At 73.4% G+C, this 11837-nt stretch carries 11 protein-coding genes; 8 read left to right on the top strand and 3 right to left on the bottom strand.

Annotated elements, in window-relative coordinates; all coding sequences use genetic code 11:
* Positions 1-53: 53 nt before the first annotated feature.
* From LIU39_RS34015 to LIU39_RS34005, 3 genes are all read right to left on the bottom strand, one after another.
* Positions 54-281 (bottom strand): DUF3107 domain-containing protein, encoded by a 228-nt coding sequence (locus LIU39_RS34015; RefSeq protein ID WP_227050846.1) that lies wholly within the window; start codon positions 279-281, stop codon positions 54-56.
* 116 nt (positions 282-397) lie between these two features.
* Positions 398-1039, bottom strand: coding sequence for a TetR/AcrR family transcriptional regulator (locus LIU39_RS34010; protein ID WP_227050845.1), 642 nt, complete (start codon positions 1037-1039; stop codon positions 398-400).
* A 148-nt stretch (positions 1040-1187) separates the two neighbouring features.
* The gene (locus LIU39_RS34005; protein ID WP_227050844.1) at positions 1188-1415 is read right to left on the bottom strand and encodes an Rv3202a family protein; all 228 of its coding nucleotides are present in this window, start codon (positions 1413-1415) and stop codon (positions 1188-1190) included.
* Positions 1416-1581: 166 nt separating this feature from the next.
* Here LIU39_RS34005 and LIU39_RS34000 point away from each other — a divergent pair, with 166 nt between their 5' ends.
* The 8 genes from LIU39_RS34000 to LIU39_RS33970 form a co-directional block, all read left to right on the top strand.
* On the top strand, positions 1582-2598 hold the full coding sequence (locus LIU39_RS34000; protein ID WP_227050843.1) for an alpha/beta fold hydrolase: 1017 nt from the start codon (positions 1582-1584) through the stop codon (positions 2596-2598).
* 8 nt (positions 2599-2606) lie between these two features.
* Complete coding sequence (locus LIU39_RS33995) at positions 2607-4196, top strand: DUF3152 domain-containing protein (RefSeq protein WP_227050842.1); 1590 nt, start codon at positions 2607-2609, stop codon at positions 4194-4196.
* 150 nt (positions 4197-4346) lie between these two features.
* A complete protein-coding gene (locus LIU39_RS35740) occupies positions 4347-4439 on the top strand; it encodes an Ms4533A family Cys-rich leader peptide (RefSeq protein WP_372464154.1) in 93 nt (30 codons plus the stop codon).
* Positions 4440-4640: 201 nt separating this feature from the next.
* Positions 4641-6392, top strand: coding sequence for an ABC transporter substrate-binding protein (locus tag LIU39_RS33990; protein WP_227050841.1), 1752 nt, complete (start codon positions 4641-4643; stop codon positions 6390-6392).
* 16 nt (positions 6393-6408) lie between these two features.
* Positions 6409-7401, top strand: coding sequence for an ABC transporter permease (locus tag LIU39_RS33985; protein WP_227050840.1), 993 nt, complete (start codon positions 6409-6411; stop codon positions 7399-7401).
* Positions 7398-8387, top strand: coding sequence for an ABC transporter permease (locus LIU39_RS33980; protein ID WP_227050839.1), 990 nt, complete (start codon positions 7398-7400; stop codon positions 8385-8387). The genes LIU39_RS33985 and LIU39_RS33980 overlap by 4 nt, the downstream gene beginning before the upstream one ends.
* Entirely contained in the window at positions 8384-10099 is a 1716-nt protein-coding gene (locus LIU39_RS33975) for a dipeptide ABC transporter ATP-binding protein (RefSeq protein ID WP_227050838.1), read from the top strand. The genes LIU39_RS33980 and LIU39_RS33975 overlap by 4 nt, the downstream gene beginning before the upstream one ends.
* A 251-nt stretch (positions 10100-10350) precedes the next feature.
* The coding region (locus LIU39_RS33970) for a DUF3492 domain-containing protein (RefSeq protein ID WP_227050847.1) at positions 10351-11837 on the top strand (1487 nt) is incomplete at its 3' end.

Below are 11837 nucleotides of genomic sequence, written 5' to 3'. Positions count from 1 at the left end.
AACCTCCGGCCCGCCGCTCACTGTGACTGCGGGCGCCCGTACGGCGCCCAGGCTCAGAGCGCCCCGAAACCGACCTTGCGGACCGACTGCTCGCCGATCTCCACGTAGGCCAGCCGGTCCGACGGGACCAGAACCTTACGGCCGTGCTCGTCCACCAGGCTCAGCAGCGGCGACTTGCCGCCCAGGGCGTCGGCAACGGCGCCCTCCACCTCTTCGGCAGACTGCGCGCTCTCCAGAACGATCTCGCGGGGCGCGTGCTGCACGCCGATCTTGACCTCCACGGCTGATGTCCCTCCGACGGTCAGTTGGGTGCGCGGCCATCCGCGCCGTACGCAGCCACATTAGCCCGGCACGGGGACGCGCAGGGCACCCCGGAGCACGCCGGGAGCGAACACGGTCAGTGGGTGTCGATGCCGTGCAGCGGGAATCCCGCGATGCCCTTCCAGGCGAGCGAGGTCAGCAGGCCGACCGCGGTGTCGCGCGGCACCTTGCTCTCGGACGACAGCCAGTAGCGGGCCACCACCTGCGAGACCCCGCCCAGGCCCACGGCCAGCAGCATCGACTCGTCGCGCGAGAGGCCGGTGTCCTCGGCGATCACCGCGCAGATCGCCTCGGCGCACTCCAACGAGACCTTGTCCACCCGCTCGCGCACGGCCGGCTCATTGGTCAGGTCCGACTCGAAGACCAGCCGGAACGCGCCGCCCGGGTCCTCGACGTAGGCGAAGTAGGCGTCCATCGTCGCCGCGACGCGCTGCTTGTTGTCGGTCGTCGACGCCAGCGCCGTGCGCACCGAGTGCAGCAGCGATTCGCAGTGCTGGTCGAGGAGCGCGAGGTAGAGGTCGAGCTTGCCGGGGAAGTGCTGGTAGAGGACCGGCTTGCTGACGCCGGCCCGCTCGGCGATGTCGTCCATCGCGGCCGCGTGGTAGCCCTGCGCGACAAACACTTCCTGTGCCGCACCCAGAAGCTGGTTGCGCCGTGCTCGGCGTGGCAGGCGTGTGCCCCGCGGGCGCGCCGCCTCGGTCTGCTCGATGGCGCTCACGCTGCCTCCCAGAAGTCGTTCCGTACGCGGCACGCGCAAGATGGTGCACCGCGCCCGCCATCGTACTTTTGGGTAACCCGGCTGTGCGTGCTCGAAGCCGAGAAAATCTGGTCCGGACCGTTGTCAGAAGCTGACATAACCCCCCAGGTCATCGGTATTCGTCTTCGTTGAGGTCCACGATGCGGGACTGCTCGACACGGTCCGCCTCGTTCGCGGAGTCCGGGTCGGAGTCCGGCGACGCGATGTCGCGGCGGGGCGTGACGTCCGCATGCTGCTCGGCGGTGTCGGCCTCCGGCGCTTCCATGCCGGGTTCCGCGCCGTTCTGTGCGGTCTCCTCGTCCTCGAAGGTGTCCGGATCGGTCGGATCGACGGGCATGATCGCTCCCTTTCCCGCCGGCCGGCACTGCCGGGCGGCGCCTGGTGCGCGTCTGGGGCCGGGAACGCCCTTGCTATGAGCGTAGGAGAGCGGCCCTCCTGGCGCGATGCGGTGTGTGACGGCGAACACACGAGCGCCTGCGTGATCATCTCGTAACATCGACAGCATGTCTTCGACCGAGTCGCCGGACACCGGGACCGCCGCCCTCCCGGTGCCGCCAGCCGGCCCCGGCGGACCGGAGGAAGCCGGCGAGACGGTGCGCACCGTGAGCCTGCCGGGGCTGACGCTGACCGTTCGCACGCCGGCCGAGGCCACGGGGGGCGGTGCGCCGCGGGCCGCGGGCACGGGCGGTGGCGAGCGGGAGCCCGCGCTGTACGTCCACGGTCTCGGCGGCTCCTCGCAGAACTGGTCGGCGCTGATGCCGCTGCTCGCCGACCGGCTGGACGGCGAGGCGCTCGACCTGCCCGGCTTCGGTGAGGCCCCGCCCCCGGACGACGGCAACTACTCCGTCTTCGCGCAGGCGCGCGCCGTCATCCGCTACCTCGACGCTTCCGGGCGCGGCCCCGTCCACCTCATCGGCAACTCCATGGGCGGCGCGGCGGCGACCCGGGTGGCGGCCGCCCGCCCGGACCTGGTCCGCACCCTGACACTGATCTCGCCCGCGCTGCCCGAGCTGCGGCCGCAGCTGACGGCCGTCCCCACCGCGCTGCTCGCGGTCCCCGGGGCGGCCGGACTGTTCTGCCGTCTCACCCGGGAGTGGACGCCCGAGCGCCGCACCCGTGAGGTGCTGGCGCTCTGCTACGGCGACCCCGGGCGGGTCACGCCCGACGGGTTCCGTGCGGCGGTCACCGAGTACGCCAGGCGGCTCGAACTCCCCTACTTCTGGGACGCGATGGAACGCTCCGCCCGTGGCCTGGTCAACGCGTACACGCTCGGCGGGCAGCACAATCTGTGGCGTCAGGCCGAGCGGGTACTTGCGCCCACCCTTCTCGTCTACGGTGGGCGCGATCATCTGGTCTCCTACCGGATGGCGCGACGGGCGGCCGGGGCGTTTCGCGGCTCGCGGCTGCTGACCCTTCCGGAGGCGGGCCACGTGGCGATGATGGAGTACCCGAAGACGGTGGCTCGGGCGATCCGCGAGCTGCTCGACGACGAGACGACCGCCGACGCGGGCAGGAGCTGACAGGACCGGTGGGACGCCACAGCCGCACAGGCGGGTCGCAGGACGGGGACGACACCACGGGGACGGCCGGGCTGCCCCCCGCCGCGGCGGCGGGGCCGGACGACCACGCACCGGCCGGACCGGGCACCGGCCGCCGCAGGCGCGGGCCGGCCGACGGCGAGCAGCCGCACCCCGGGACCGGCGGCCGGCCGCAGGGCGCGGTGCGGGCGCCCCGGGGGCCGTGGCGCGAGACGGTGCGCGGCGGCCATCCCGAACAGCGTGAGCCGGGCGGCGGCTGGGGGCTGCCCCCTTCGGTGCCCGGCGCGTCCGCGCCCGGCCCGCCCGCCGCCCGCCGGGGGTCCGTGCGGGGCGCCCCGAGGGTGCCGCGTCCGCGTGCGGCGGAGCCGGACGGTGTGCGGGGCGCGTCTGCGGCCGGAGACGTCAACGGCGGTACAGCGGGCGGGAGTTCAGGGGTATTCGGCGGTGGGCCCGTGCTCGGTCCGCCGTCGGGTGCGGCCGGGGGGATACCCGGGCCGCGGCGTGAGTATCTGGAGGCGTTCGCTGCCGACGAGGGCGCGGGCGGCGGCCGGGGCGCGGCGGCGGAGCCGGAGGGGCCTGAGCCGGACGCGGCGGCGCCGGGCGGTCGGCGGCCGGCGGGCGGGATACCGGACGGCGGGCGGTTCACCGGGCGTTCGGTGGTCTTCGACCGGGAAGCGCCCGGTGTACCGGAGCCGCGGGACGGGTCCGGGGGTGACGGAGAGGAAGCGGAGCGGGCCGCGGTGCCGGCCGGCGCGGGGGAGGCCGCGCGGATGGAGGAAGGCAGGAAGGGCGGTATGGGCCGTACGTTCACCGGTGTGGCGGCCGCGGCCGTGACGACGGTGCTCGCCGTGGTCGTCGCGGGCCAGGTCGCCGACCACCGGCAGGGCGGCGACGGGAAGGCGAACAGCGGCCAGGACCCCGCCGACCCGGCGGACGGCCGGTCGCAGGCGCGCCCGCCGCAGGACGCCAAGCCCGCCTCGTACGAGCAGCGGATGGCCAAGCCCTTCCCGCTGGACGCGCAGCTGACCGCTTCCGGGCACTTCACCCCGGCCGGCGGCGCCGCGAAGGCTCCCGGGCACGGCAAGGTGCTCCGCTACCGCGTCGACGTCGAGGACGGCATGGGGCTGGACGGCGCGCTGTTCGCCGAGGCGGTGCACAAGACCCTCAACGACGACCGGAGTTGGGCGCACGGCGGGACGCGGACCTTCGAGCGGGTGGCGTCCGGTGCCGCCGACTTCGTGATTTCGCTGGCGAGCCCGGGTACCACCGCGAAATGGTGCGCGAAGTCCGGCCTGGACACGTCCGAGGAGAACGTCTCCTGCGACTCGGCGGCGACGGACCGCGTGATGATCAACGCCTACCGCTGGGCGCAGGGCGCGAAGACGTACGGTCAGGACAAGCTGTTCGCCTACCGGCAGATGCTGATCAACCACGAGGTCGGCCACCGGCTCGGGCACGATCACGAGGTCTGCGGTGCGCAGGGTGCACTGGCGCCGGTGATGATGCAGCAGACGAAGTTCCTGACGACGGACGGTGTGACCTGCCGGCCCAACGCGTGGCCGTATCCCACCGGGAACTGATCCGTCGGGAAGTGTTCCGTCGGGCCGGGTGACCTGGTGTCAGGTGGCGGGCTCGCGCCGTGGGGCGGCGGCGGGGCGGGCGTGAGACGGGGTGTCTCTCATGGCGAGATGCCTTTGCCAGGAATCGCAAATTCGTTCAATGTTCTGCCCATGCCGCACCGTCACGCCGTCGCCCTCGCCGCCATAGAGCTGGCGCTGATCGGCGTGTCCGTGCAGTCCGTTGCCGACATCGACTGTCGCTGAGGCCCTCCCCGGCTCCGCAGAGCACTCCGGCAACCGCGCAGTTCACGCGGTACGACGGCGGGCGGCTCTCCGGCCGGGGCCCTTCCCCCGCGTCTCCGCGTGACCGACCCGTCCACGCCTCCGCAGGGGCGGCCTCGCGCGTCATGCGCCTTCCCTGCCGCCTTCTGCGGGTGCGTCCCGCTGTGAAAGGCGAACCCCGTCATGGCCGAAGCGGCCCATCCCCATCCCGAAGCCGGCCCCCGCCGGAACCCCCGTACCGCGCGCCGCTTCACCGCCGCAGCGGTGGGTGTCGCGCTGGCCGGCGGCGCCGTGGCCTGCGGCCCGGAGGACGGCGGCGCGCAGGGCGCCGGAGCGCCGGAGAAGGGCGGCACGCTGACCGTCCTCAACTCCAAGCCGCAGAGCGACTTCGACCCCGCCCGGCAGTACACGTCCGGCGGCGGCAAGGTCCCGACCCTGGTCTTCCGCACGCTCACCACCCGCAACCGCGAGAACGGCGCGGCCGGCGCCAAGGCCGTACCCGACCTCGCCACCGACACCGGGCGGCCCAGCAAGAACGCCACCGTGTGGACGTACACCCTCAAGGACGGCCTGAAGTTCGAGGACGGGTCGCCCATCACGAGTGCGGACATCAAATACGGCATCGAGCGGTCGTTTGCCGCCGAACTGTCGGGCGGCGCACCCTATTTGCGGGACTGGCTGGTCGGCGGCGAGAAATACCAGGGTCCTTACAAGGACACGTCGAAGGACGGCCTGAAGTCGATCGAGACGCCGGACGCCAAGACCCTGGTGTTCCACCTGAAGAAGCCCGAAGGGGAATTCCCGCTCCTTGCGACGCAGACCCAGTTCGCGCCGGTGCCGAGGAAGAAGGACACCGGAACGAAATACGAGGAGCACCCCCTCTCGTCCGGCCCTTACAAGGTCGTCAAGAACACCGGGGACGGCGAGCGCATTCTGCTGAAGCGCAACCCGTACTGGTCGGAGAAGACCGACAAGGAACGGCACGCCTACCCGGACACCATCGACGTGAAATCCGGCCTCGACTCCGCCGTCATCAACCAGCGGCTGTCCACCGGAGCCGGCGCCGACGCGGCCGCCGTCACCACCGACACCAACCTCGGGCCCGCCGAACTCGCCCAGATCGCCGGCGACAAGGACCTCCAGAAGCGGGTCGGCACCGGCCACTTCGGCTACACCAATTACCTCGCCTTCAACCCGAAGGTGAAGCCCTTCGACAACCCGAAGGTCCGGCAGGCGATTTCCTACGCCGTCAACCGGCAGAGCGTCGTCAACGCGGCCGGCGGATCCTCGCTCGCCCAGCCCGCCACCACTTTCCTGCCGAACCAGAAAACCTTCGGCTACACCGGAGCCGACCCCTTCCCCGCCGGAAAGACCGGAAATCCGGCCAAGGCCAGGGAACTTCTCAAGGAAGCGGGCTACAAGAACGGGCTGAGCATCACCCTCACCCACTCCACGGCAAAGAACTTCGAGACCAGCCCGGACATCGCCACCGCTGTCCAGGAAGCCCTCAAAAAGGCCGGCATCACCGTCAAGCTCGCCGGTCTTGAGGACAACGACTACCAGGACAAGGTCCACAGCCTGAAGGACGAACCGGGCCTGTTCATCGGCGGCTGGGGCGCCGACTGGCCCTCCGGCGGCCCGTTCATCGCGCCGATCTACGACGGCCGGCAGATCGTCAAGGACGCCTACAACTTCAACCACGCCCAGCTCGACGACCCGGCCGTCAACCACGAGATCGACGAGATCAACAAGCTCACCGACCTCGGCGCGGCCGCCGAGCGCTGGGGCGCCCTCGACAAGAAGATCGGCGAACAGGCCCTGTCCGTACCGCTCTTCCACCCCGTCTACAAGCGGCTCTACGGCAAGGACGTCAAGAACATCGTGATCAGCGACTGGGATGGCGTCCTCGACATCTCGCAGGTCGCGGTCAAGTAAGGCCGGCAGGAAGAACGTGAGCGACCCCCAGGAATCCGGAGCATGGCGGCGGCTGCGCGCCCGCCCGTCGGCCGTCGCGGCCGCCGCCGTGCTCGCGGTGCTCGCCCTCCTCGCCCTCGGCGCACCGCTGCTGTCGGCGCTGGAGGGCCAGGACCCCACCACCTACCACGACCAGCTCATCGACTCCGCCCGCGGCGGCGTCCCGACCGGCTCCTTGGGCGGGATCAGCGCCGACCACTGGCTGGGTGTCGAACCCGGCACCGGCCGCGACCTGTTCTCCCGGCTGCTGTACGGCGCCCAGGTCTCCCTGCTGGTCGCGCTCGGCGCCACCGTCGTGCAGGTCCTGATCGGCGTCGCCGTCGGCCTGGCGGCGGGCTTCGGCAACCGGCTGCTCGACGGCGTCCTCAGCCGCTTCACCGACGTGCTGGTCGCGCTGCCGATGCTGGTCTTCGCCGTCGCGCTGACCGCCGTCGTCCCCGAGGAATTCCCCCGCCCGCTGCTGCTGATCGTCGTCATCGGGCTGCTCAACTGGGGCGGTGTGTCCCGGATCGTGCGCGCCCAGACGCTGTCGCTGAAGAAGCTCGACCACGTCGCGGCGGCCCGGCTCGGCGGATCAGGACCCTGGCGGGTGGCCCGCCGCGAACTGCTGCCCGCGCTCGCCGCGCCGGTGATCACCTATGCGGCGATCCTGGTGCCCTCCAACATCGTCGTCGAGGCGTCGCTGTCGTTCCTCGGCATCGGCGTCAAACCCCCCACCTCCTCATGGGGCCAGATGCTGTCCACCGCCACCACGTGGTTCCGCGCCGACCCGGCGTATGTCCTGCTGCCCGCCGCCTGCCTGTTCGTGACCGTGCTCGCGTTCACCGTGCTCGGCGACGCGGTGCGCGGCGCACTCGACCCGCGCGAGCGCTCCCGCCTGCGGGTGGGCACCCGCACCGCCGGTCCGCGCCCGGCCCGCAAACAGGCCGCCGCGGCGGCGCCGGACACGACGAAGGGTGCCGCCCGATGACCGGCTACGTCCTGCGCCGACTGGGCGGCGCGCTGATCGTCCTCTTCCTGCTCTCCGCCCTGGTCTACCTCCTCTTCTACGTCGCACCCGGCGACCCGGCCAAGCTCGCCTGCGGGCCCCGCTGCAACGCCGAACAGATCCGCCAGGTCCGCGAACAGCTCCACCTCGGCGAACCGCTGCTCCAGCAGTACCTGCACTTCCTCCAGGGCCTCGTCGCCGGCCGCGACTACTCCACCGGCACCGGCGTACTGCACTGCCACGCGCCCTGCCTCGGCCTCTCGTACCAGAACGACCAGCCGGTCACCACGCTCCTCGCGTCCCGGCTGCCGGTCACCGCCTCGCTCGCGCTCGGCGCCATGGTGCTGTGGCTGCTGCTCGGCGTCGGCACCGGACTGCTCTCCGCCCTGCGCCGCGGCGGCACCACCGAACGCGTCCTGACCGTCCTGACCCTGGCCGGCACCGCCACCCCGGTCTTCATCACCGGACTGCTGCTCCTGATGCTGTTCTGCGCCGGCCTCCAGTGGCTGCCGTTCCCCACCTACGTGCCGCTGACCGAGGACCCCGAACAGTGGGCCTGGAACCTGCTGCTCCCCTGGACGGCGCTGGCCCTGCTCGAATCCGCCAAGTACGCCCGGCTGACCCGCTCCGCCACCCTGGAGACGCTGGCCGATGACCACATCCGCACCTTCCGCGCCTACGGCCTGCGCGAGCGCGCGGTCATCGGCCGGCACGCGCTGCGCGGCGCCCTGCCGCCGGTCATCGCGCTCAACGCCATCGACCTCGGCACCATGTTCGGCGGCGCGATGCTCACCGAAACCCTCTTCGGCCTGCCGGGCATCGGCCGGCTCACCGTCCAGTCGGTGCGCACCGTGGACCTCCCTGTGGTGGTCGGCGCGGTGCTCGGCATCGGCGCCGCCGTCGTCCTCGCGGGCGCCATCGCCGACGTCCTGTACGCACTCGCCGACCGAAGGGTCACCCTGACATGACCGCCGACCTGGTCGAGGTCCGCGACCTCGCGATCACCTTCCCCGGCGGCACCGGCGCCGTCGACGGCGTACGGGCCGTCGACGGGCTGTCGTTCACCCTCGCGGCCGGCGGCGCACTGGGCATCGTGGGGGAGTCGGGCTCCGGCAAATCGACCGTCGCCGCGGCCCTGCTCGACCTGCACCGGGGCACCGGCGCCCGGGTCGATGGCACCGTACGGGTCGACGGCACGGACGTCCTCGCGGCCCCGGACCACGCCCTGCGCGCGCTGCGCGGCGGCACCGCGGCGATGATCTTCCAGGACCCGCTGTCCTCGCTCGACCCCTACTACGCCATCGGTGACCAGATCGCCGAGGTGCACCGCGTCCACCGGCCCGGCACCTCACGCCGCGCCGCACGGGCCCGCGCGGTCGCCGCACTCGACCGGGTCGGCATCCCGGACGCCGCCCGGCGCGCCCGCAGCAGGCCGCACGAGTTCAGCGGCGGGATGCGCCAGCGCGCCCTGATCGCGATGGCCCTGGCCTGCGAACCACGCCTGCTGATCGCCGACGAGCCGACCACCGCACTCGACGTCACCGTCCAGGCCCAGATCCTCGACCTGCTGCACACCCTGCGGGCCGAGACCGGCATGGGACTGCTGCTGGTCACCCACGACCTCGGCGTGGTCGCGGGCAGCGTCGACGAGGTCCTGGTGATGCGGGGCGGGCGGGCCGTCGAACGCGGCCCGGTCGGCCAGGTGCTGGGCGCGCCCCGCGAGCCGTACACCAAGGACCTGCTCGCCGCCGTGCCCCGCATCGAGACGGCGCGCGGGGGAGCGGCGGCGCTCCCCGCGCCGCGCGCCGCCCTGCACGCCGCCGACCGGCCGGCCGCCGCTCCAGGACCCGCTGCCGACGCGTCGGCAGCCGCCCCGCCGCTGCTCGAAGCGGCCGGACTGCGCCGGGAGTTCGGCCGCCGCGGCCGCCGCACCACCGCCGTCGCGGACGTCTCCCTGACCGTACGGGCGGGCGAAACCCTCGGGCTCGTCGGCGAATCCGGCAGCGGCAAGACCACCGTCGGCCGGATGCTGGTCCGCCTCCTGGACCCCACGGCGGGCACGCTGCACTACGAAGGCCGCGACATCGGCGGCCTGGGCGAGCGCGCCCTGCGCCCGCTCCGCAGCGACCTCCAGATGGTCTTCCAGGACCCGGTCTCCTCGCTCAACCCCCGGCGCACCATCGGCGAATCGGTCGCCGACCCGCTGCGCGCCGCGGGCGGCCTCGACGACGCCGAGGTACGGCGACGGGCCCGGGACCTGCTGGAGCGGGTCGGCCTGGACCCGGCGTGGTACCACCGCTACCCGCACGAGTTCAGCGGCGGCCAGCGCCAGCGTGTCGGCATCGCCCGCGCCCTGGCCCCCTCGCCCCGGCTGCTGGTCTGCGACGAACCGGTCTCCGCGCTCGACGTGACGACCCAGGCCCAGGTGATGGCCCTGCTCGGCGAACTCCGCCGCGACCTGGGCCTGTCCCTGGTCTTCATCGCCCACGACCTGGCGGTCGTCCGTGCGGTCAGCGACCGGGTCGCGGTGATGCGGGCCGGCCGCATCGTGGAGGAAGGGCCGGTCGACGCCGTGTACGACAACCCCCAACACCCGTATACACAAGGGCTGTTGACGGCCGTGCCGGTCCTCGATCCGCAGGCGGCCGCCGACCGGAGGGCGCGTCGCGCGGCCGCCTGAGGAGAGCGGGCGCGGCTACCGTGACGCCGCGCGGCGCCGGGCGGGACGGTACGGGTCCGCCTTATCGCGCCGAAACGCCTTGTGGGGCGGAAAGTTACGAGCGTTCACCCCTTCCGGTGGTGCGACGGACAACCGTCCGCGCCCCCCCCCCCCCCCCCCCCCCACCACCGGCCCTTTTGCATAGCGTCTCCCTGGAGCTGACGGCCGGGCCGTCGGGCCAGGACGCCGATATCGAGGACGGGGGTGCACTCGTGCGCATCGGACTGCTCACCGAGGGTGCCGATCCCTACGCGCCGGGTGAGTCGTACCTGTGGTGCGAGCGGCTCGTACGCGGGCTCACGGGCCACGAGTTCGACGTCTACGCCCTGACCGACGACGCCCGCAGAACCGCAGGACACCGTCCCGCACCGCCCCCGCAGGTCCACCGCGTACGCCGCGCCCCGCTCCAGGGCCCCGCACCCGCCGCCCGGTCCCGCCGCCAGGACGACCGCCATCGGACCCCCGCCCGCCGCGAACGCCGCCGCTTCGCCCAGCACTTCGGCGACCTTGCCGCCGCCTTCGCCGCCGCGCCCCCCGGCGCCGCCACCCCGGCAGCGGCCGCCACCACCGAGGCGGACCGTTTCGCCGCAGGTCTCTACGGGCTCGCCGACCTCGCCCGCGACATCCATCTGGCCGCCCTGTTCCGCTCCGAGGACACCCTCCGCATCCTGGAACGCGTCTGCCACGCCCCCGGCACCCTCCACGCCGCGCACGCCGCACAGGTCCCCGACCTGCTGTCCGCCACCGACCAGCTCGCCCGCGCGCTGCGCCCCCTCTCCCTCGACTGGTACGGCGGCGAGGGCACCCCCGGGCTCGCCGCCGCCGACCTCTGCCACGCCACATCCACCGGCCCCGCCGCCCTTCCGGGCCTGCTGGCCAAACGCTTCTTCGGCACCCCGCTCCTGGTCACCGAGTACGGCGCACGCCTGCGCGAGCACTACCTCGCGCACGCTGCCACGCCCCTCGGCGCCCCCGTACGCGCCCTCCTCGCCGCCTTCCGCAAGGCCCTCGCCGCCGAGACCTACGCCCAGGCGGCGCTGATCACCCCGGGCCACACCCACACCCGCCGCTGGCAGGAGCGCTGCGGTGCCGACCCGGCCCGGCTGCGCACCGTCCGCCCCGGCCTGGACGCCGCGCCGTTCGCCGCCGTCCCCGACGCCGCGGCCGACGACTCCGCGACCCTGATGTGGGTCGGCGCCGTCGAACCGGCCAAGGACCTCGCCGGACTCCTGCGCGCCTTCGCCGCCGTCCGCACGGCCGCACCGCACGCCACCCTGCGCATCATCGGCGGCCCCTCCGGCGACCCGGAAGCGCCCGGCTACCTCGCGCACTGCCGGGCACTGGCCGGCCAGCTCTTCCCCGACCGCGCTGCCGGCCGGAACCCGGTCAGCTTCGAGCGGATCGGCAGCCCCGCAGCGCCGACCCTGGCGGACGCCTACGCATCCGGCACCGTCCTCGTCCTCCCCAGCATCGCCGAAGGCTTCCCGCGCCCCCTGGTGGAAGCGATGTTCTGCGGCCGCGCCACGGTCTCCACCGACGTCGGCGCCGTCCGCGAAGTCATCGGCGGCACCGGCCTCGTCGTCCCCGCCCGCGACCCCAGCGCCCTCGCCGACGCCTGCTGCGCCCTGCTCCGCGACCCCGCCCGCCGCGCCAGGCACGGCGCCGCGGCCCGCGCGCGGGCGCACGAACTGGTCACCAC

Origin of the sequence: Streptomyces pinistramenti (genome assembly GCF_020564935.1) — a bacterium.
Taxonomy (GTDB): domain Bacteria; phylum Actinomycetota; class Actinomycetes; order Streptomycetales; family Streptomycetaceae; genus Streptomyces; species Streptomyces pinistramenti.
Note: the sequence above shows the minus strand (reverse complement) of the source record. Positions and strands in the feature narration are given on the sequence as shown.